The following is a 19,546-nucleotide window of genomic DNA, read 5'->3' as shown; positions in this document are numbered from 1 at the left end:
TCCCGAATGCGGCTGTCAGGCGGTGCAGCCGGCGCAGGTGCCGAAGATCTCCACGGTGTGGCTGACCTCGCTGAAGCCGTTTTCGGCGGCGATGCGGTCGGCCCACTTCTCCACGGCCGGGCCCTCCACCTCGACGGTGCGGCCACAGACCCGGCACACGAGGTGATGGTGGTGGTGGCTGGAGCAGCGGCGGTAGATGGCCTCGCCGCTGTCGGTGCGCAGGACGTCGACCTCGCCGGCGTCGGCGAGGGACTGGAGCGTCCGGTACACGGTGGTCAGACCGATGCCCTCGCCCCGGCGGCGCAGCTCCTCGTGCAGGTCCTGGGCGGAGCGGAAGTCGTCGAGCTGGTCGAGCAGCTTGGACACGGCGGCCCGCTGCTTGGTGGCCCGAAGCCCGGGCACGGTGGCCGAGGGCCGCTCGCTCGTGGTCACGCTTCCTCCCGGTGCTCGCCCCGGACGGCCGAGCCGCCCTCCTCGACGTGGGTGACGGCGTCCACCACGATGTGCGCCAGATGCTCGTCGACCAGCCGGTACAGGACCTCCCGACCGTGCCGCTCGCCGTGCACGACGCCGGCCGACTTGAGCACCCGCAGGTGCTGGCTGATCAGCGGCTGGGCCACGGAGAGCGCGTCGACCAGCTCGTGCACGCAGCGCTCGCCCTCGCGGAGCTGCAGCACGATGGCGATGCGCACGGGCGCGGCGAGCGCCCGCAGCAGGTCGCCGGCGGCGGTCAGGGTGCCGGCGGTACGGCGCGGAACGGTGCTGGCGCCCAGCTCACGCGGCGCGTGGTCGTGGGCGTCCGCCAGCGCGGTGCCGCCCCCGGCATGGCCGTCCGGACGCTCCGGGACGGGGGTCGCGGCGTCCGGGCTCACTGGGGGCATCGTCCTCTCCGGCACGGCAGGCAACAGGGCGGAAGAGCAGTCGGTCGTAACCACCATGGTAGGCGAACGAGGTCGTCCGATGCCGGCGGTGCTGACAATGGTTATCGAAGCAGATGCTATCGGAGCTGCTAGCTGAGCACGGAGACCAGCACCGCGACCAGGATCACGAACACCACGATCCGCAGCGCCCGGTCGGCGGGCGACAGCACCCTCCAGGTGGCTCCGAGCAGCCCGAGGACGATCAGGGCCAGGGCGCCGAGCAGCCCGGCGCCGACCGGCCCGCGCACCACGACGCCGACCACGAACAGCACCAGCACGAGTCCGAACACGGCCGCCGCCGGCACCCGGGCCAGCGGCCCGCTGCCCGGCAGCAGCGGCGCCCTCAGGTCACGCCGCCCACGACCCGGTTGCTGTCCTCCGGCCATGTCCCCACTCGATCCGCCGACGTCGCTGCGCCGGCCGCACCCCGGCGGCGGGCGAGCCCCCGCTGATGCGAGGATGCGCCACCATAACCGACCGCCGATCCGACCCGAGGAGTCCGACCGTGCTGCTGGTCTGCCGGTTCGAGGTACCCGAGGCCGAGGCGGCGGAGTTCACCGCCACCGCCCGACACGCCCTCGAACTGCTCACCGCGCAGCCCGGCTGCCGCACCGGCCGGCTGGGCCGGGCGACGGACGCGGCGGACCGCTGGGTCCTGGTGGTCGAGTTCGACTCGGTGGTCGCCTACCGGCGGTCCATGTCGCCCTTCCCGGTCCGCGAGGTCGTCGTCCCGCTGCTGTCCCGCGCCCTGGCCGACGAGCCGGCGGCCTTCGAGCTGACGGTCTCGGCCGCCGACGGTGTCGCCGACGAGCACGTGAGCCTGCTGGCCGGGGACGCCGGCACGGTCCGACTCGGCGAAGCCGCCGGGCCGGCCGACCCCCGCTGAGGGACAATCAGCGGTAGCCGGTACGAAGGGATCGGGCCATGCCGCGACGACGCGTCGTCCTGCTCGCCTCGGCTGCCGTCGCCGTTGTCGCCGTCCTGGTCGGCCTCCTGTTCTTCGTCCCATCGGACGACTCGTCACACACCTCGGCCGCGCCCACGACCGCCGGATCCGCACCGCTGTCAGTCGGCACCACGTCCGCCGCCCTGCCCACCGGCGTGCCGACCACCGGCACCGTGCACCTGCCCGCCGGCGGCACCGCCGAGCTGATCGCGGCCCAGGTGAGCAAGGACGGCACCATGTCCGTGCCGGACCGGCTCGACCAGGCGACCTGGTGGGGCGCGACGCTCGGCGCCCCGAGCGGGGCCACCCTGCTCGCCGGCCACGTGAACTGGCAGGGCCGCACCGGCCCCTTCGCGGAGCTGTGGCAGGACCGTGTCGGCCAGCGGGTCACCGTGGTGGACAACAAGGGCCGCGACTGGGTGTACCGGATCACCCAGATGGTCACCGTCGCCAAGGCCGACCTGCCCAACCGGGCCAAGCAGCTTTACGGCCTGGACGGCGACCATCGGCTGGTGTTGGCCACCTGCGGCGGCGAGTTCGTCGGTGGCGCGGAGGGCTACGACGACAACAGGTTCGCGGTGGCCGAGCTGGTCACCCGTCCGTAGCGGCCCTGCCTCGCCCGTGCGGTGGACGGGGCGACTATTCTTGCTCCCTTCCCAGGAATTGCCTGTCAGTTCGAGTTTCGGCCGGATGGAGTTTGGTGTGCCCGCGGACCGCATCGACGCCGTCGTCAGCCTCTGCAAGCGCAGGGGTTTCGTGTACCCGTGCGGAGAGATCTACGGGGGCACCAGGTCGGCGTGGGACTACGGGCCGTTGGGCGTGGAGCTCAAGGACAACATCAAGCGGGCCTGGTGGCGCACCATGGTGCAGGGCCGTGACGACGTCGTCGGCCTCGACTCCTCGGTGATCCTGCCGCGCGAGGTGTGGGCCGCGTCCGGCCACATCGACGCGTTCGTGGACCCGTTGGTGGAGTGCAACTCCTGCCACCGCCGCTTCCGCGCGGACCACCTGGCCGAGGAGTACGCCGAGCGCACCGGCAAGCCGGTGGCCGGCAACGACCTCTCGGACGTGCCGTGCCCCAACTGCGGCACCCGCGGCCAGTACACCGAGCCGAAGATGTTCAACGGCCTGCTCAAGACCCACCTGGGCCCGGTGGAGTCCGCGGAGGGCCTGCACTACCTGCGCCCGGAGACCGCGCAGGGCATCTTCGTCAACTTCCTCAACGTCATCACCACCTCCCGCAAGAAGCCGCCGTTCGGCATCGGCCAGATCGGCAAGTCGTTCCGCAACGAGATCACCCCTGGCAACTTCATCTTCCGCACCCGTGAGTTCGAGCAGATGGAGATGGAGTTCTTCGTCGAGCCGGGCAGCGACGAGGAATGGCACCAGTACTGGATCGACGAGCGCCTGCGCTGGTACACCGACCTCGGCATCAACCGCGACAACCTGCGGCTGTACGAGCACCCGCAGGAGAAGCTGTCGCACTACTCCAAGCGGACCGTGGACATCGAGTACCGGTTCTTCTTCGCCGGCCAGGAGTGGGGCGAGCTGGAGGGCATCGCCAACCGCACCGACTTCGACCTGACCACGCACGCCAACCACTCGGGCGTCGATCTGTCCTACTTCGACCAGGCCACCAACTCCCGCTACCGGCCGTTCGTGATCGAGCCGGCGGCCGGCGTCGGCCGCCCGATGATGGCGTTCCTGCTGGACGCCTACACCGAGGACGAGGCGCCCAACGCCAAGGGCGGCGTGGACAAGCGGCTGGTGCTGCGCCTGGACCGCAGGCTCGCACCGGTGAAGGTGGCGGTGCTGCCGCTGTCCCGCAACGCCGAGCTGTCGCCGAAGGCCAAGGACCTCGCGGCGGTGCTGCGACGCAACTGGAACACCGACTTCGACGACGCGGGCGCCATCGGCCGCCGCTACCGTCGGCAGGACGAGATCGGCACGCCGTTCTGCGTGACGGTGGACTTCGACTCGCTGACCGACCACGCGGTGACGGTGCGGGAGCGCGACTCGATGACCCAGGAGCGGGTGTCGATGGATCGACTGGAGGCCTACCTGGCACCGCAACTCCTCGGGTGCTGAGCGGTCGCGGTCACCGGTGGGCGTTCGCGCTTGGCCGCCCACTGGTGGGCCCGCCTGAGCTGCTCGACGAACACCTTGGGGGCATCTCGTAGCCGCTGTGGTGTGGTGTGCACGACGACGATGCCGGCGGCGGTGAGTGCGCCGTGCCGGTCCACGGTGCGCTCGAACGACTGCTCCGCCACATCGATGTCCAACGCCAACGCGACGTCGTCCCACCAGGCGCTGACCGGCCCGAGGTAGGCGTTCTCGGCGTCGTCGACCTGCATGTTCCACTTCGGTTTGGGCAGCCGGGCGGTGCCGACGAGCGTGGCGGCCAGCGCCTCCGCCTCGGTCCGGATGCCGTTGACCACCTCGGCCAGCACGCGCCGAGGCAGGGCGCTGCCACGGCCGTTGCCGGCGTCGAGTTCGGCGTTGATCAGTTTGGGGGCGAGGCCGCGCAGCCAGACCGCCTCGGTGAGCAGGGGGCGGACCTGCTCGACGTGACCGAAGCCGCGGACCGTGTCGAGCAGCGCCCGTTCCAGTGGCGCCACCAGGAAACCTTTGCGCATCACGGCTTTTGGCATCCTGGTCGTGCGTTCCACCAGCACCTCGGGTGTCCCCTTCAACGACCGTCCTTTCGGGACGAGCACGTGCACGGCGTTGTACGGCAGCGGCGGGGCGGACCGCATGCCGTGCAGCAACAGGGCGTGGTGCCCGGTGAGAACCCCGTCCGGCTCGGCGTAGCGCAGCGCCGCCTGCACCAGTTGCGGCGGTGTCGGCGGCGAATTGCCGAGCACCAGCACCCCGGGCAGGACGCGCTGCCAGGGGCCGCCGGGCCGGCATCTCCGATACACCGAGCTGGCGCAGAGGCCTAGTTCGACCAGATCCTCCGCACGTGCGACACGGTGCGGGAACAGTCCGTTGAGCTTGTCGAGCTGGATGTGCGTCCCGCTCGGGCTGCATGTGCGCATGGGGCAAGCCTGCGCCATCCGCCCCGTCGGCCGCGGCCGCCGAGGGCCCATCTGTGGATAACTCAGGCCCTGTGGACAACTGGGCCCCCAGAGATCCACATCGGACTGTCCGCTGGACCGGACGCGGTAGCCTGAGGGGTTTGCCTGGAATCGAGTTGACGACGGCTCGCATCACCGAGATGGTGGTGTGCCAGTGCGTGTTTCCTTGCCGGACGCGCTACCAAGGGGGTTTTCGTGCCAGTCGACCGCAGCCGCGGCGGCGTCGTGCTGCTGTCCGCGCTTGTTCTCGACTCGGTCGGCAACGGCATGTTCATGCCGCTTTCGCTCAACTACTTCCAGCAGCTGACCTCGGTGCCGCTGGGGCTGATCGGCGTGCTGGTCAGCGTCGCGACCGCGTTGACGCTGCCGGTTCCGGTGCTGGTGGGGTGGCTGGCCGACCGCGTCGGTCCGGTGCCGCTGGTCGTCGTGTCGCAGGTGGCGCAGGGGATCGGCTATCTCGAGTACGGCCAGGTGCAGGGAGCGGTCGGCATCTTCCTGGCGTCGGCCCTGGTCACGATCGGCGTGCGGTTCTTTTGGTCGAGCGTGTTCACCGCGATCGCCGACTTCGCCGACGGCAGCGCGTCCACGATGAGCAAGGACAGCTGGTACGCATGGGCCAACATGACCCGAACGGGTGGCCTCGGCATCGGCGGCCTGATCACGAGTCTGGCCGTCGCCGGCGGCAGTGACGCCTTCTACCGAGTGCTGTCCAACAGTTCCGCCGCCTGCTACCTGGTGGCCGCACTCGCGATCGGCGCCTTCGTGCGGGCCCCTCGCCGTGCCCATGAGACGGGCGAGGCCGTCGGCTACGCGACCATGCTGCGAGATCGGCCCTTCGTTGCGTTTGCCGCAATCAACACGGTCTTCGCGATGTCGACCGGCATGCTTGCGCTCGGGCTGCTGGTCTTCGTGAAGGACGGCCTCGCCGGGCCGGTGTGGTTGGCCCCGGTCGTGCTCGCCGGCAACACGATTCTGCTGGCCGTGCTGGGTGCGCCCGTGATCAAGCGGGTCGAGCCCTGTCGACGGACGCGGGTGCTCGTCGCGGCCGCGGGCCTGTGGGCGGCGTGGTGCCTGGCCTTCGCCGGCCTCGTGCCGAAGCAACCCGGTTGGGTGATTCCGGCGCTGATCATCGCCACCCTGCTGTACACGGCGGCGGACGTGATGCACGCGCCCGTCTCGATGGGGCTGGCCACGGCCCTGTCGCCGGCCGCCGCTCGCGGCCGCTACCTGGCCGTCTTCCAGTACTCGTTCACCATCGCCAGCATGATCGCCCCGGCGTTCTTCACCACCCTGTTCGAGCTGCACCGGTCGCTGCCGTGGCTGGCGCTCGGCCTGCTCAACCTGGCCGCGCTGGGAGGCATGCTGATGCTGGAGCGGATCGTGCCGGACTCGGCGCAGCGCGTCGCCGAGCCGGCACTGGTGTGAGTCAGAGCCGGCGGACGTCGAAGGGCGTCTCGACGGCCTCGCCGGTCGCCTCGTCCCGCCGCACCAGGTAGGCGCCGCCGCGCGGCCGCTCCGACACGGCCTCGACCAGCCTGGTGCCGTGGTAGACGAGGCCGGCGCCGTCGTCCGTGCAGTGCGTCTCCGACAGCTTCCCGGACGCCACCGCCTCGTGGATCGTCGGGCGTCGCTGCGCCTCGGAGTCCAGGTGCACGCCGCTGGAGTAGGGCAGCAGGCCGAGGCCGTTGGTGACGACCCGCAGGTTCGGGCCGAACGAGTCGGTGACGCCGCCGGTGTACCAGCAGATCGAGCCGGCCGAGACGCCGCCGAGCACGACGCCCGCTTCCCAGGCCGCGCGCATGATCTCGCCGAGCCCGTGCACCTGCCAGACCGCGAGCAGGTTGGCCACCGAGCCGCCGTTGACCCACACCACGTCGTGGTCGAGCACGAAGCCGGCCAGGTCCTCGGTCGGCGGCATCGGGAACAGGTTCAGGTTGGACACGTCGACGCCGGCGACCCGGCCGGCCTCGTTCACCATCGCGTTCGTGCTGCGGTTGTCCCCGTTGGCGGTGCCGACGTGGCACAGCCTCGGTCGGCCGGTCGCCCCGGACAGGTCCAGCGCGAGCCGGATCAGCGGCCCGAACTCCAGTTCGGTCCGTTCGCCCCGGACCCATCCGCCCGAGGTCGCCACGATGGTCGGTTGATCGGCTGCCATGCCCGGATCCTGTCAGTCGCGGCGGCACCCGTGCCAGTTGTCATGGGGGACTGCCAGCTTCCTGTCCTACCGTGATGCCCATGGCGGACCGGTGCACTTCGGACTCGGTGGCCGGCGACAAGGCCGACCGCCGCCGACGCGTGGGCGTGACCGCTTTCTCGTGCGTCTTCCTGTCCTGGTCGGTGCCGGGCGCGGTGGACATCGCCCGCTCGGATGTGCCTGCCGGGTTGAAGGCGGCGCAGCTGGCGGTCACGATCGCCTACCTCGTCAGCTACCCGATCGGCACCTGGCTGTCCGGAGCGGATCGGCCCCGGCTGAAGATGTGGTATGTGGCCGTGGCCACGGCCCTCGGCCTGGCCGCGGTGTGGCTCGACGGGCCGGACTACAGCCTTTTGTTGATCTACGCGCTCGCGCTCGGTGCCATCATGTTGCCCAGGCGCGCCGCGATCGTGGTCGCGGGCGGCATCACCGCTGTGGCGTTTGTCGCTTCAGCGCTGTCACCGGGCGGCCCCGACTGGGGCAACCTGGCGCTGATGGTGGCGCTCACCATCGGCATCACGAGCTTTGCCAAGGTCGGCGGTGACCTGAAGGCCGCCAACCAGGAGGTGGCGAGGCTCGCGGTCGCCGAGGAACGGGCCAGGGTGGCCCGCGACGTGCACGACGTACTGGGGCACAGCCTGACCACGGTGACGCTGAAGCTGGGGCTCATCCGTAGGTTGCTGGAGACCAAACCGGGGGAGGTGGAGCGGTTGATCATCGAGGTGGGGGAGGCCGAGCAGTTGTCACGGCAGGCGCTGTCGGAGGTGCGTGCCACGCTGTCGGGGTACCGGAGCGCGTCGCTGAGCGCCGAGGTCGCGGGGGCGCGGGCGGCGCTGGCATCCGCGGGGATCGCCGCCGACCTGCCCAGGGCGGTGGACAACGTGCTGCCCCAGTACCAGGAGTCGTTCGCCTATGTGCTGCGAGAGGGGGTCACCAACGTGTTGCGGCACAGCGGTGCGACGAGCTGCGAGGTGCGGCTGGGGGAGTCGTGGCTCGAGGTGCGGGACAACGGTTCGGCTGTCGTCGAGGACGCGGGGGCGTCGCGTGTGGACGGCGGCGGGGCCGGCTTGACCGGGCTGGCCGACCGACTCGCCGAGATCGGCGGCCGGATCGACGCGGGTCCGGTGCCGGGCGGCGGTTTCCTGCTGCGGGCGAGCGTGCCGAGGCAGGTGCCGGCATGACCGATCAGATCGTCCGGGACAACCACCGGGGGTGGGTCGTCTCGGCCTCCTTCTTCGTGTTGTTCATGTTGCCGGCCGTGGTGGCGCAGTTCGGCGTCGACCGGCCGGTGTGGATGACCGCGACGGCGGTCGGCGGCCTGGTGCTCTACGGCATCGCGTACGTGCTGCTGCCGCTGGTGGTCTGGCGTGCGTCGACGAGTTGGCAGGTCGCCGCCGGCGTCGTTTACATGGGCACGGCGACCGCACTGTCCACGGTGGCCACGCCGTACATCTTCATCTGGGCCTTCGCCTTGTGCGCGGTGATCGTGCCGGGCTGGTGGCTGGCCGTCGTCAACGGAGCGGCGTTCGTGACGCTGGTGGTCGTGCTGCCGGGCAGCTATCTGGGACTGCTGGTCATCCTGCTGTCGGTCACCGTGCTGTGCCGATCGGTGGTCCACATGATCGAGATCAACCGTGAGCTCCGACTGGCCCGGGAGCAGGTCACCGCGCTGGCCGTGGCGGACGAGCGCGGTCGCATCGCCAGGGACCTGCACGACGTGCTCGGGCACAGCCTCACGACGGTGACCGTGAAGGCCGGACTGGCCCGACGGATGCTCGAGGCCGGCGTGGTGATCGACCGTGCGCTGGCCGAGATGCGGGACGTGGAACGCTTGTCCCAGCAGGCTTTGGCGGACATCACGGCGACGGTGTCGGGGGAGCGGACGGCATCACTGGCGGCGGAATTGGTCGGCGCCAAGGAAGCGTTGCGGGCGGCCGGGATCACCGCCGACTTCCCGCTCGCAGTGGACGACGTCGCCTCCGAGTACCAGGAGGCGTTCGCCTTCGCGCTGCGGGAAGGCGTGACCAATGTGTTGCGGCACAGCGCGGGCGCGACCCGGTGCGAGGTCCGACTTGGCGACAGCTGGCTCGAGGTGCGCGACGACGGCGACCCCGAGCCGGCCGCCGCCAACCCATCCCGTGTCGTCGGCGGCGGCAACGGCCTGAGCGGACTTTCCGAGCGCCTGGAAGGAATCGGCGCTCGACTGGAGGCAGGACCGTTGCCCAGCCAGGGTTTCCGCCTTCGGGTGGAGGTGCCGGCGTGACGCCGCGTCGGTTCGATCCCGAGCTGGGCTGGCCGCTCAGTTGCTTCTTCCTGCTGTTCGCGCTGCCGAGCCTGTACCAGCTGGCCACCAGCGGCACGCCGACATGGCGGATCGCGACCGGGCTGACGGTGTTCGCCGGCTACGCCGCCCTGTACGTGGTGGCGTCCACCAAGATGTGGAGCCTGAGCCTGCGGTGGAAGCTGGTGCTGACCGCGGCGCTGATAACGCTGCCGGCGTTCTTGGTGTGGGTCCTCGGGCTGGCGTCGACGTGGGTGTTCGTCTACGGGCTGTCCCTGGTCGCCATCATGCTGCCGACGGGCCTGGCCTTCGCGGTCGGTCTGCCGACGCTGGCCGTGACTGCCGTGCTCATCGTCGTGAACCTGGGCTACACCGAGTTGTTCACCGACTGGGTGGTGCTCGCGTCGGTGTTCGCGGCGACCTGGTTCATGGGCCGGTTGATCCGGGCCAATCACGCGCTGGCGACGGCGCAGGAGGAGATCGCACGGCTGGCCGCCGCCGAGGAGCGGGCGCGGCTGGCCGAGGAGTTACGCCAGGACCTCGGGCGCAGCCTGGTGGAGATCACCGCGAGGGCCGGCGCTGTGTGCGCCGAGCTGGAACGGGGCGGCAGGGCGGCGGAGCACGTGCGCGAGGTCGAGGACCTGGCCCGAGAGGCGGTGACGCAGGTGCGGGCGACGGTGTCGGGTTACCGCACGGCTTCGCTGGCCGCCGAGGTTGTCGGCGCACGGGCGGCGTTGGAGGCGGCCGGCATCACGGCCGACCTGCCTACGGCGGTGGACCGGGTGGCGCCTGCTTACCGGGAGACCTTCGCGTACGCACTGCGCGACGGTGTCACGGCGGTGCTGCGGCGCGCGGGCGGCGCGACGCGGTGCGAGGTCCGGCTGGGCGAGTCCTGGCTGGAGGTCCGCGACAACGGCACGGCCAGCGTGCCCGTCGCGGACGGTGATGGAGTGGACAGTGGTCTTGTCGAACGTGTGGCGGGCATCGGTGGTCGGATCGACACCGGGCCGTGCGCGGAAGGGGGTTTTCGGTTGAGAGTGGCGGTGCCGTGATCAGGGTTCTGCTCGCCGACGATCAGGCGCTGGTTCGCGGCGCGCTGGCCGCGATGCTCAGCATCGAGTCGGACATCGAGGTGGTCGCCGAGGTCGGCTCGGGCGACGAGGTGGTGCCGGCGGCGCAGCGCACCAGTCCGGACGTGGCGCTGCTGGACGTGCAGATGCCGGGCATGGACGGGCTGACCGCGGCAGCCGAGCTGCGCAAGGTGATGCCCGGCTGCCGGGTGGTGGTGTGCACCACCTTCGGTCGGCCCGGCTACCTGGCGCGGGCGATGGCCGCGGGTGCGGCCGGGTTCGTGGTCAAGGACGCGCCGCCGGAGCAGTTGGTGGAGGCGGTCCGGCGGGTGCACGCTGGGCTGCGGGTGGTCGATCCCGCGCTCGCCGCGGAATCGCTGGCCAGCGGGGCGAGCCCGCTGACCGAACGGGAGAGGGAGGTGTTGCTCGCCGCCAGTGACGGCGGCACGGTTTCGGACGTGGCCAGGACGCTGCACCTGTCGGAGGGCACGGTGCGCAACCACCTGTCGTCGGCCATCGGCAAGACCGGGGCCAGGACCCGGGCCGAGGCAGCCCGCCTCGCGGAGGACCGCGGCTGGCTGTGACACGATGGGCCCCGTGAGTGGGTCGACCGTGCGCCGGATGTTTCTGCGGGTCGTGCTGGGCGCGCTCCTCGTGGCCGGACTGGTGATCGGCGGCACCGCCGTTCGGGTCTGGCAGGTGGCGCGACTGGACGACCGGTCACCGGTGGACGTGGCGATCGTGCTCGGCGCGGCGCAGTACGACGGCACGCCGTCGGACGCGCTCGAGGCGAGGCTCCAGCACGCCAAGACGCTGTACGACGACGGCGTGGTGAAGTACGTGCTGACCGTCGGCGGCCGGCAGCCGGGCGACCACTACACCGAGGCCGAGTCGGGTCAGATGTGGTTGGCCGACAACGGGGTTCCGCAGGACCGGATCATCTCCGTGGGCACCGGCAGCGACACGCTGGAGAGCCTGCGGGCGGTGGCCCCCGTGTACCGCAACCACGGCTGGACCTCGGCGGTGCTGGTGAGCGATCCGTGGCACTCGTTCCGGGCGCAGACCATGGCGCGGGACAGCGGCATCGACGCCGGGGTGTCGCCGACACACACCGGTCCGATGGTGCGGACCCGGGAGACGCAGTTCAGTCAGATCGTGCGGGAGACCGGGGCGCTGCTGTTCTACCGGTTGTCCAGGGCTCCGGCGGACGAGTTCGGGGCGAGCGCCAGTTGACCGGCGGCTACACCGAGCACGACACCGCGCGCCTGCTGCCGGACGCTCCGAAGCGGGCGGCCCTGCCGGGCTCGCTCGCGGAGCAGCGCAGTGCGTTCTCCCGGGACCGGGCCCGTGTGCTGCACTCGGCGGCGCTGCGCCGGCTGGCCGGCAAGACCCAGGTGGTCGGGCCGGGCGAGGGCGACGTGCCGCGGACGCGGCTGACGCATTCGCTGGAGGTCGCGCAGATCGGCCGGGGAATCGGTGCCGAGCTGGGCTGCGATCCGGACGTGGTGGACACGGCCGGGCTGGCGCACGACATCGGGCACCCGCCGTTCGGGCACAACGGGGAACGGGCGCTGCACGTGATCGCGGAGCCGTGCGGCGGCTTCGAGGGCAACGCGCAGACGCTGCGGATCCTGACCCGGCTGGAGCCGAAGGTGCTGGCCGAGGGACGCGGCTACGGGCTGAACCTGACCCGGGCGTCGCTGGACGCGGCCACCAAGTACCCGTGGCCGCGGACCGCGGGTGTGGTCAAGTTCGGCGTGTACGAGGACGACCTGGACGTCTTCGAGTGGGTGCGGGAGGGTGCGCCGGAGCGTCGGCGGTGCCTGGAGGCTCAGGTCATGGACTGGGCCGACGACGTCGCCTACTCGGTGCATGACGTCGAGGACGGTGTGCTGTCCGGGCGCATCTCGCTCAGTGAGTTGGCCAGTCCGGTGGAGCGGGCCGCGGTGGCGGAGCTGGCCGCCAAGCACTTCTCCGACGAGTCGGTGGGCGCGTTGGAGGATGCGGCGACCGAGCTGCTGCGGCTGCCGGCGGTCGCCGAGCTGGCCGAGCACGACTACGACGGCTCGCTGGGCGCGCAGGTGGCGCTGAAGGTGCTGACCAGTGAGCTGGTCGGCCGGTTCGCCGCGGCCGCGATCACCGAGACGCGGCGGCTGCACGGCGACGGGCCGCTCAATCGGTACGCCGCCGACCTGGCGGTGCCGGCGTTGGTCGCGGCCGAGGTGGCACTGCTCAAGGCGGTCGCACTGCACTACGTGATGAGCGATCCGCACCGGCTGGCCTTGCAGCGGGTGCAGCGGCAGCAGCTCGCGGAGCTGGCCGAGGTGCTGTCGGCGCGTTCGCCGGACGCGCTCGACCCGGCGTTCCGGCCGGCGTGGCTGGCGGCCGGGGACGATGCCGCCCGGCTGCGGGTGGTCGTCGATCAGTTGGCCTCGCTCACCGATGCTCAAGCAGTTGCCTGGTACGACCGGTTCTGCCTGGGGTGAACTGCCTGTCCGACCGACGTTGCCGGTGGGACTCTCGATGTCATGGGCATAGCTGGAGCAGTGCGGCGGGGACTGCGGCGGCTGTTCGGCCGCAGGGTGTCGGCGGGCGTCACCCGAAGGGGTGGCGGGGCGGAGGGCGGCGGCGCGGCGGGCGTCCGTGAACCGCGGGTTCCGCTGCCGCACGGACCGCGCGGGGCCGGGTCCCGACCACTTCCGGAGGAATCTGCGAACGTCAAATTGCGCGACCCACGGCGTTAGCGGCAGGCGGGTGGCAGACTCGGGTCACGCCCACCCCAGGAGGTGTCGTGGACCTGGCGTTCACCCTCGCCCTGCACCGCGCGGTCGACCCCGATCCGGACAACGACCTGTGCTGGTCGCCGTTCTCGGTGCTGAGCGCGCTCGGGCTGACCGCGGAGGCAGCCGAGGGCGCGAGCCGGGACGAACTCGTCGGCGCCCTGCTCGGTGACGACACGGCGGGCGACCTGCGGGCGCAGGCCACACTGCTGGCGGCGGCCGCCGAGCTGGCCGACACCGGGCACGGCGATCCGCCGGTGCTGGCCGTGTCCAACACGCTGTGGGCGGTCGAGGACCTGCCGATCCGGCGGGAGTTCGCCGAGGAGCTCGCGCGCTGGCCCAACGGCTCGGTCAAGGGCGCGCCGTTCGCCGACGCGCCCGAGGACGCCAGGAAGCTGATCAACACCGACGTCGCGGAGACCACCCGGGGCCTGATCCCGGAATTGATCCCGCCGGGCAGCATCAAGCCGATGACGGTCGCCGCCCTGGTCAACGCCCTGTACCTGAAGGTCGCCTGGCACCACCCGTTCACCGCCGGGGCCACGGCGCCGCGGCCGTTCCACGCGCCGACCGGCACGTACGAGCCGCCGAGCATGCGGCAGACCCAGCGGCTCGGCTACGACCACCGGGGCGGCTGGCAGGTTGTCGTGTTGCCGGCGGCCGGCGGTGTGGAGGCCGTCCTGCTGCTGCCGGACGAGCAGCTGACCGCCGCCGAGCCCGAACTCGACGCCGCCAAGCTGGCCGACCTGCTCGACACCTCGTCGTCGCAGCGCGTGCAGCTGACCATGCCGAAGATCAACGTCAGCACCCGGGCCAGCATCAAGCATCCGCTGCTGGACCTCGGCGTGCGGCTGTTGTTCAAGCCCGGCCAGGCTGAGCTGACGCGGTTGTGCCCCGATCCGCGGCTGTACGTCGACGACGTGCTGCACGAGTCGGTGCTGAAGTTCGACGAGCAGGGTCTCGAGGGTGCCGCCGCAACCGCGACGGTCATGCGGACGATGTCGATGTCCGTGGCGGCGGAGCCGATCGTCGTGGACGTCGACCGGCCGTTCCTGGTCGTCGTGCGGCACCGGGAGACCGGTGTGCCGTACTTCGTCGCACGGATCGTGCATCCGTAGCTGTCACACTCACGCCGGCCGCCTCGTCCCATGGGCATGACGAGGATTCCTGTGGTGAGCAAGGACAAGGCTGGCCCGCTGGTGCGCGGGATGTACTGGTTCGCCGAGCGCCGCTACGGCGCGGTGCCCGAGCCGTACGCGGTGTTCGCCCAGCACCGAGGGCTGCTCAAGGCCGCCGCTGTGCACGAGCTCGCGGTGGAGCGGACCGCCACGAAGCTGCCGGTGAGCCTGCGGCATCTGGTGCAGTACCGGGTCGCCGTGGTGCTGGGCTGCTCGTGGTGCGTCGACTTCGGCACCATGCTGCAGCGGCTGAACGGGCTGGACATCGACCGGCTGCGGGAGATCGACGACTACGAGACCTCGCCGCGCTACACCGACATCGAACGCAAGGCGCTCGCCTACGCCGACGCGATGACGGCGACGCCGCCCACCGTCACCGACGAGCAGGTGGCGGAGCTGGACGCCGAGCTGGGGCACGTCGGCGTGATCGAGCTGACCTACCTGATCGCGTTGGAGAACCAGCGCAGCCGGATCAACCATGCGCTGGGGATCGTGGACCAGGGCTTCACCTCGGGGGAGGCCTGTCGGGTGCCGCGAGTGTGAGGTGATTCCCGGGAGACGACGCGGGTGTGGCGGAGGTCGACCAGGGGCTCGTGTCGGGAGATGCGTCGGGGTGCCGCGTGGTGAGGCGGTCGGCCAGGGCTTTCATGTCTGGTCAGGCGTGTCGAAGGCGATGTGGGTGAGCTTGTCCGGGTTGGCCATGTCGTAGATCGCGACCACCTGGCCGTCGCGGACGGCGAAGGTGCTCACCCGGGCGTCCGGTCCGTGGCCGGCGGGCAGGACCAGGCCCAGGTCGCCGTTGACGAGCTCGAGGCGGTAGGCGGCAAGCGCTTGCGGGCCGTACATGGTGCGCAGGCCGAGCAGGAAGCGGGCGACCTTGTCGCGGCCGGTGATGACGTTGATGGTGGTGCGGGCGCGGCCGCCGCCGTCGCCCACGACGACGGCGTCGGGGTGCAGGACCCGCAGCACCTGGTCGATGTCGCCGGCGGCGACGGCGGCCATGAAGTCGGTCAGCACGGCGCGCTGGGTGTCCAGATCGGCGCGCGGGGGCAGGTCGGCGTCCTCGACGATTCGGCGCGCCCGGGACGCGTGCTGGCGGGCGGTCGCCGGGGTGCAGCCGAGCGTCTCGGCGATCTCCGGGAACGGCACGCCGAAGGCATCGTGCAGCACGAACGCCACGCGCTGCTCCGGGGTCAGCGTGTGTAGGACGACCAGGGCGGCCATCCGCATGCCGTCATCGCGGACGATGACGTCGAGGGGGTCGCCGCCTTCGATGGGCGTCACGAGCGGCTCGGGCAGCCACGAGCCGACGTAGCGCTCACGTTGTGCCGCCGCCGACTTGAGCTGGTCCAGGCAGATCCGCCCGACCACGGTCGTCAGCCACGCGCCCAGGTCGCGGATGCCGTCGGGATGGGTCGACAGCCGCAGCCATGCCTCCTGCACGGCGTCCTCGGCGTCGCCGTACCGCCCGGTGATGCGGTAGGCCACGCCGAGCAGGTGCGGGCGGTGCGAGGTGAACGCGGCGGCCAGGTCGTCGGCGGGGACTGACATGCCCTGGATCCTGCCGCATGGGTGGCCGCCTACACTCGCGTGTTGTGGCAGGACGCATCCGGGACAGTGACATCGCCGAGGTGCGCGACCGCAACAGGATCGACGAGGTGGTCGGCGAGTACGTCGCCCTGCGCAGGGCCGGTGGCGGCGCGCTGAAGGGGCTGTGCCCGTTCCACGACGAGAAGACTCCGTCGTTCAATGTCCGGTCGACGCACGGCACCTTCCACTGCTTCGGCTGTGGCGAAGGCGGGGACGTGATCGCCTTCGTGATGAAGATCGATCACCTCAGCTTCGTCGAGGCGGTGGAGCGGCTCGCCGAGCGGGTCGGCATCCAGCTGACCTACGAGGGCGGCGGCGCGAGCGTGCAGCGCGACCGCGGCACCCGCAGCCGGCTGCTGGACGCGCACCGGGCGGCGGCCGAGTTCTACATGGAGCAGCTGCGCACGCCGGATGCCCTCAAGGCGCGGGAGTACCTGGCCGAGCGGGACTTCGACGAGGCGACGGCGGCCACGTTCGGCTGCGGTTTCGCGCCGGCCGGCTGGGACCAGCTGACCAAGCACCTGCTGGGGCGCGGCTTCGAGCTGGCGGAGCTGTACAAGGCGGGGCTGGCCCGGGAGGGGCAGCGCGGGCCGATCGACCGCTTCCACCGGCGGCTGCTGTGGCCGTTGAAGGATCTCGGCGGCGACGTGGTCGGCTTCGGCGCGCGCCGGCTGTTCGACGACGACCGGATCGAGGCGAAGTACGTCAACACGGCGGAGACGCCGATCTTCAAGAAGTCGCAGGTGCTGTTCGGCATCGACCTGGCCAAGCGCGAGATCGCACGGCGGCACCAGGTTGTCGTGGTCGAGGGCTACACGGACGTGATGGCGATGCACGCCTCGGGCGTGCCGACGGCCGTGGCGGCGTGCGGCACCGCGTTCGGCAGCGACCACATCTCGGTGCTGCGCCGGCTGTTGATGGACGACGACGCGTTCCGCGGTGAGGTGATCTTCACCTTCGACGGCGACGCGGCCGGGCAGAAGGCGGCGCTGAAGGCGTTCGAGGACGAGCAGCGGTTCGCCGCGCAGACCTTCGTCTGCATCGCGCCGGAGGGCATGGACCCGTGCGAGCTGCGGCAGCACAAGGGCGAGACGGCCGTGCGCGACCTGGTGGCGCGCCGGCAGCCGCTGTTCACGTTCGCCATCAAGGCCTTGCTCGCCGAGCACGACCTGGACACCGCCGAGGGCCGGGTGGACGCGCTGCGCCGCGCGGTGCCGATGGTGGCGCAGATCAAGGACATGTCGCTGCGGGACGAGTACGCGCGGCAGCTCGCGGGCTGGGTCGGCTGGGAGGACACCAACACCGTCGTGCGGCGGGTGCGGGAGTCCGCCGGCGGCGGCGAGACCGTGCGGCGTGGCCGTAGGGTGCAGGTCGCCGACCCGGACCAGGGCGCGCTCGGGCTGGACGTCGCCGGGCCGGCACGGCCGCGGCGGGACGACCCGGCGCTGTGGACGCAGCGTGAGGCGCTCAAGGTCGCGTTGCAGGCGCCGGCCCTGGCCGGGCCGTACTACGACTCGCTGCCCGAGGACTCGTTCAGCGACCCGGCCTACCTGGAGCTGCACCGGGCCGTGATCGCCGCCGGCGGGGCGTCCTGTGGGATCTCCGGTCCGGCGTTCGTTGACGCCGTCGGGCAGCAGTTGCAGCACCAGAGCCTGCGGTCGCTGCTGACCGAGCTCGCGGTCGAGCCGCTGCAGGTGAAGTCCGAAGTGGACATCCGCTACGTCGAGGTGATCGTGGCGCGGCTGCAGGAGACGTTGGTGGCCAAGCAGGTCGCCGAGCTCAAGTCGCGGCTGCAGCGGCTGTCGCCCGTCGAGCACGAGGACGAGTACCGCGAGCTGTTCGGCGACCTGGTGGCGCTGGAGCAGTACAAGAAGGCGTTGCGCGAGCAGGGGATCGGTGGCTTTTGAGCTGGCTGCGCCGACGGCTGACCGGCATCCCTGAGGGGTTCGCCGGGGAGCTGGCCGAGAACGAGAGCGTGGCGGCGAGCGGCACCTCGGGCGGCGAGCCCGTGGTGGCGACCTCGCTGGGGCTGTGGCTGCCCGGTGAGGAGCGGCTCGGCTGGCACCTGATCAGCAAGGCGACGTGGGACGGCGCCGCACTGACCGTGATCGCCGCCGTGGAGAGCGGCACCGCCGGCTCGGCCGTGCTGCTCACCGACCAGCCGCCACGGCGGTATCCGCTGGAGCAGCCGGGCAAGCTGCCGCAGGCCGTGCAGCGGCGGGTCACCGGGTCGATCGTGGACCGGCACCGGCACGAGCTGCCCGGTGGCGGGGTGTGGTTCGTGCGCCGCCGGGTGCCCGGCCAGGACGGCACGGTTCTGCAGGTCAGGGCCGATGCCGGCGCCGACCCGGCGGCCGTGGCCAAGCTGGCGGAGAAGGTGTCCGAACGGCTGAAGTGACCTCGGTCGGGCTCCTGGCAACCGTCGCCGATCGGTGGCCTCTACAGGCGGGGAGTCTGGTGGTGGAGCCGTATGCGCGCTATAAAAGACGTACGTACGGTTTTTAAGGAGGCGTGCATGTGGGATCCCGCCAAGTACCTCGCGTTCGGTGATCACCGGGCCCGGCCGTTCCACGACCTCGTCGGGCGCATCGGGGCGGAGTCGCCCCGCCGGGTCGTCGACCTGGGCTGCGGGCCGGGCAACCTCACGGTGACGCTGGGCCGGCGGTGGCCGGGGGCGGTGCTGGAGGCGTCGGACTCCTCGCCGGAGATGGTCGCGGCAGCGAAGGAACGGGGCATTTACGCCGAGGTCGTGGACGTCAACGACTGGAAGCCGCAGGCGGACACCGATGTCGTCGTGACCAACGCGGTGCTGCAGTGGGTGCCGGGCCACGCGGCGCTGCTGAGCCGATGGGCCCGGGAGCTGCCGGACGGGGCGTGGCTGGCCATGCAGGTGCCGGGCAACTTCTCGTCGCCGTCACACACGACCATCCGCGAGGTCGCGGGCCGGCCGCGGTGGCAGCGCGAGCTGGCGGAGCTCGCGCTGCGTGAGCCGCTGGCGGTGCTCGACCCGGCCGGCTATGCCGACGTGCTGGTCGAGGCGGGCTGCGAGGTCGACGCCTGGGAGACGACCTATCTGCAGCGGCTGTCCGGGCCGGACCCGGTCCTCGAATGGGTGACCGGAACCGCGCTGCGCCCGATCAAGGCCGCTCTCGACGAGGAAAGCTGGTCGGAGTTCCGCACCGAACTGGCCGTCGAGCTGCGCAAGGTCTATCCGCCGCGGACCGACGGCACGACCTGGTTCCCGTTCCGCCGCGTGTTCGCCGTCGCCCAGGTGCGACGTTGATCACTCTGCGGCGTCGCCCAGCTTGGCCCTGACCACACCCGCGAAACCCTGCACCGCGGGGTGGTCCTTGAGCCTGCGGTATGCCCGCACGAGCTGGTCGTACCGCTCCCGACCTGCGCGAGCGCCCAGTACGTACCCGACAGCAGCACCCAGCAGGAAAGCCTTCATGGTCGGGTCCTCCGCATCGCCGTCCCGTCGTGCCGACCCCCTACGCGTACCCGCTGGAG

The 19,546-nt window shown here is 71.4% G+C and carries 22 protein-coding genes; 15 read left to right on the top strand and 7 right to left on the bottom strand.

Features of this window, described 5'->3' with window-relative positions:
• Nucleotides 1-15: 15 nt before the first annotated feature.
• The 3 genes from BJ998_RS09355 to BJ998_RS09345 all read right to left on the bottom strand — a co-directional run bounded on the left by BJ998_RS09355 (nucleotide 16) and on the right by BJ998_RS09345 (nucleotide 1,306).
• Nucleotides 16-432, bottom strand: coding sequence for a Fur family transcriptional regulator (locus tag BJ998_RS09355; RefSeq protein ID WP_184860319.1), 417 nt, complete (start codon nucleotides 430-432; stop codon nucleotides 16-18).
• On the bottom strand, nucleotides 429-881 hold the full coding sequence (locus BJ998_RS09350) for an ArsR/SmtB family transcription factor (RefSeq protein WP_184860316.1): 453 nt from the start codon (nucleotides 879-881) through the stop codon (nucleotides 429-431). Before BJ998_RS09350 ends, BJ998_RS09355 begins: the two co-directional genes overlap by 4 nt.
• A gap of 128 nt (nucleotides 882-1,009) precedes the next feature.
• Nucleotides 1,010-1,306 carry a hypothetical protein gene (locus BJ998_RS09345; protein WP_246488559.1) on the bottom strand — a complete coding sequence of 99 codons (297 nt, stop codon included), beginning with the start codon at nucleotides 1,304-1,306 and terminating at the stop codon, nucleotides 1,010-1,012.
• A gap of 119 nt (nucleotides 1,307-1,425) precedes the next feature.
• On the opposite strand from BJ998_RS09345, the gene BJ998_RS09340 reads away from it, so the two are divergent.
• The 3 genes from BJ998_RS09340 to BJ998_RS09330 all read left to right on the top strand — a co-directional run bounded on the left by BJ998_RS09340 (nucleotide 1,426) and on the right by BJ998_RS09330 (nucleotide 3,954).
• The gene (locus tag BJ998_RS09340; RefSeq protein WP_184860314.1) at nucleotides 1,426-1,806 is read left to right on the top strand and encodes an antibiotic biosynthesis monooxygenase; all 381 of its coding nucleotides are present in this window, start codon (nucleotides 1,426-1,428) and stop codon (nucleotides 1,804-1,806) included.
• Nucleotides 1,807-1,844: 38 nt separating this feature from the next.
• Nucleotides 1,845-2,471, top strand: a complete 627-nt coding sequence (locus tag BJ998_RS09335; RefSeq protein ID WP_184860312.1) for a class F sortase — start codon at nucleotides 1,845-1,847, stop codon at nucleotides 2,469-2,471.
• Nucleotides 2,472-2,568: 97 nt separating this feature from the next.
• Nucleotides 2,569-3,954, top strand: coding sequence for a glycine--tRNA ligase (locus BJ998_RS09330; protein ID WP_312890012.1), 1,386 nt, complete (start codon nucleotides 2,569-2,571; stop codon nucleotides 3,952-3,954).
• Here the strand turns inward: BJ998_RS09330 and BJ998_RS09325 are convergent.
• Nucleotides 3,924-4,904 carry a hypothetical protein gene (locus BJ998_RS09325; protein ID WP_184860308.1) on the bottom strand — a complete coding sequence of 327 codons (981 nt, stop codon included), beginning with the start codon at nucleotides 4,902-4,904 and terminating at the stop codon, nucleotides 3,924-3,926. The genes BJ998_RS09330 and BJ998_RS09325 overlap by 31 nt on opposite strands.
• 234 nt (nucleotides 4,905-5,138) lie before the next feature.
• Between BJ998_RS09325 and BJ998_RS09320 the strand changes: the two genes are divergently transcribed.
• Nucleotides 5,139-6,368: an MFS transporter gene (locus BJ998_RS09320; RefSeq protein WP_184860306.1), complete on the top strand. Its 1,230-nt coding sequence runs from the start codon at nucleotides 5,139-5,141 to the stop codon at nucleotides 6,366-6,368.
• A 1-nt stretch (nucleotide 6,369) separates the two neighbouring features.
• On the opposite strand, the gene BJ998_RS09315 is transcribed toward BJ998_RS09320, so the two are convergent.
• Nucleotides 6,370-7,098, bottom strand: coding sequence for a Type 1 glutamine amidotransferase-like domain-containing protein (locus BJ998_RS09315; protein WP_184860304.1), 729 nt, complete (start codon nucleotides 7,096-7,098; stop codon nucleotides 6,370-6,372).
• 80 nt (nucleotides 7,099-7,178) lie between these two features.
• Between BJ998_RS09315 and BJ998_RS09310 the strand changes: the two genes are divergently transcribed.
• The 8 genes from BJ998_RS09310 (at nucleotide 7,179) to BJ998_RS09275 (ending at nucleotide 14,989) form a co-directional block, all read left to right on the top strand.
• Nucleotides 7,179-8,318: a histidine kinase gene (locus BJ998_RS09310; RefSeq protein WP_184860302.1), complete on the top strand. Its 1,140-nt coding sequence runs from the start codon at nucleotides 7,179-7,181 to the stop codon at nucleotides 8,316-8,318.
• Nucleotides 8,315-9,400 (top strand): sensor histidine kinase, encoded by a 1,086-nt coding sequence (locus BJ998_RS09305; protein ID WP_184860300.1) that lies wholly within the window; start codon nucleotides 8,315-8,317, stop codon nucleotides 9,398-9,400. The genes BJ998_RS09310 and BJ998_RS09305 overlap by 4 nt, the downstream gene beginning before the upstream one ends.
• Nucleotides 9,397-10,470 (top strand): histidine kinase, encoded by a 1,074-nt coding sequence (locus BJ998_RS49095; protein WP_184860298.1) that lies wholly within the window; start codon nucleotides 9,397-9,399, stop codon nucleotides 10,468-10,470. The genes BJ998_RS09305 and BJ998_RS49095 overlap by 4 nt, the downstream gene beginning before the upstream one ends.
• Nucleotides 10,467-11,072, top strand: coding sequence for a response regulator transcription factor (locus tag BJ998_RS09295; protein ID WP_184860296.1), 606 nt, complete (start codon nucleotides 10,467-10,469; stop codon nucleotides 11,070-11,072). The genes BJ998_RS49095 and BJ998_RS09295 overlap by 4 nt, the downstream gene beginning before the upstream one ends.
• A 4-nt stretch (nucleotides 11,073-11,076) precedes the next feature.
• Nucleotides 11,077-11,721, top strand: a complete 645-nt coding sequence (locus tag BJ998_RS09290; protein WP_184860294.1) for a YdcF family protein — start codon at nucleotides 11,077-11,079, stop codon at nucleotides 11,719-11,721.
• Nucleotides 11,718-12,974, top strand: a complete 1,257-nt coding sequence (locus BJ998_RS09285; protein ID WP_184860292.1) for a deoxyguanosinetriphosphate triphosphohydrolase — start codon at nucleotides 11,718-11,720, stop codon at nucleotides 12,972-12,974. The genes BJ998_RS09290 and BJ998_RS09285 overlap by 4 nt, the downstream gene beginning before the upstream one ends.
• Before the next feature lie 305 nt (nucleotides 12,975-13,279).
• A complete protein-coding gene (locus BJ998_RS09280; RefSeq protein WP_184860290.1) occupies nucleotides 13,280-14,386 on the top strand; it encodes a serpin family protein in 1,107 nt (368 codons plus the stop codon).
• A 36-nt stretch (nucleotides 14,387-14,422) separates the two neighbouring features.
• On the top strand, nucleotides 14,423-14,989 hold the full coding sequence (locus BJ998_RS09275) for a carboxymuconolactone decarboxylase family protein (protein ID WP_184860288.1): 567 nt from the start codon (nucleotides 14,423-14,425) through the stop codon (nucleotides 14,987-14,989).
• A 102-nt stretch (nucleotides 14,990-15,091) separates the two neighbouring features.
• Here BJ998_RS09275 and BJ998_RS09270 read toward each other — a convergent pair whose 3' ends face one another.
• A complete protein-coding gene (locus tag BJ998_RS09270; protein ID WP_184860286.1) occupies nucleotides 15,092-15,997 on the bottom strand; it encodes a sigma-70 family RNA polymerase sigma factor in 906 nt (301 codons plus the stop codon).
• Nucleotides 15,998-16,041: 44 nt separating this feature from the next.
• On the opposite strand from BJ998_RS09270, the gene dnaG reads away from it, so the two are divergent.
• The 3 genes from dnaG to BJ998_RS09255 all read left to right on the top strand — a co-directional run bounded on the left by dnaG (nucleotide 16,042) and on the right by BJ998_RS09255 (nucleotide 19,319).
• The gene (dnaG, locus tag BJ998_RS09265) at nucleotides 16,042-17,943 is read left to right on the top strand and encodes a DNA primase (protein WP_184860284.1); all 1,902 of its coding nucleotides are present in this window, start codon (nucleotides 16,042-16,044) and stop codon (nucleotides 17,941-17,943) included.
• Complete coding sequence (locus BJ998_RS09260; RefSeq protein WP_184860282.1) at nucleotides 17,940-18,434, top strand: hypothetical protein; 495 nt, start codon at nucleotides 17,940-17,942, stop codon at nucleotides 18,432-18,434. Before dnaG ends, BJ998_RS09260 begins: the two co-directional genes overlap by 4 nt.
• A gap of 117 nt (nucleotides 18,435-18,551) precedes the next feature.
• Nucleotides 18,552-19,319, top strand: a complete 768-nt coding sequence (locus BJ998_RS09255; protein WP_184860280.1) for a trans-aconitate 2-methyltransferase — start codon at nucleotides 18,552-18,554, stop codon at nucleotides 19,317-19,319.
• Here BJ998_RS09255 and BJ998_RS09250 read toward each other — a convergent pair whose 3' ends face one another.
• Nucleotides 19,320-19,487 (bottom strand): hypothetical protein, encoded by a 168-nt coding sequence (locus BJ998_RS09250; protein WP_184869224.1) that lies wholly within the window; start codon nucleotides 19,485-19,487, stop codon nucleotides 19,320-19,322.
• Nucleotides 19,488-19,546: the final 59 nt, after the last annotated feature.

Source organism: Kutzneria kofuensis, assembly GCF_014203355.1.
Lineage (GTDB): Bacteria > Actinomycetota > Actinomycetes > Mycobacteriales > Pseudonocardiaceae > Kutzneria > Kutzneria kofuensis.
This window is presented reverse-complemented; position numbering and strand designations above follow the sequence as displayed.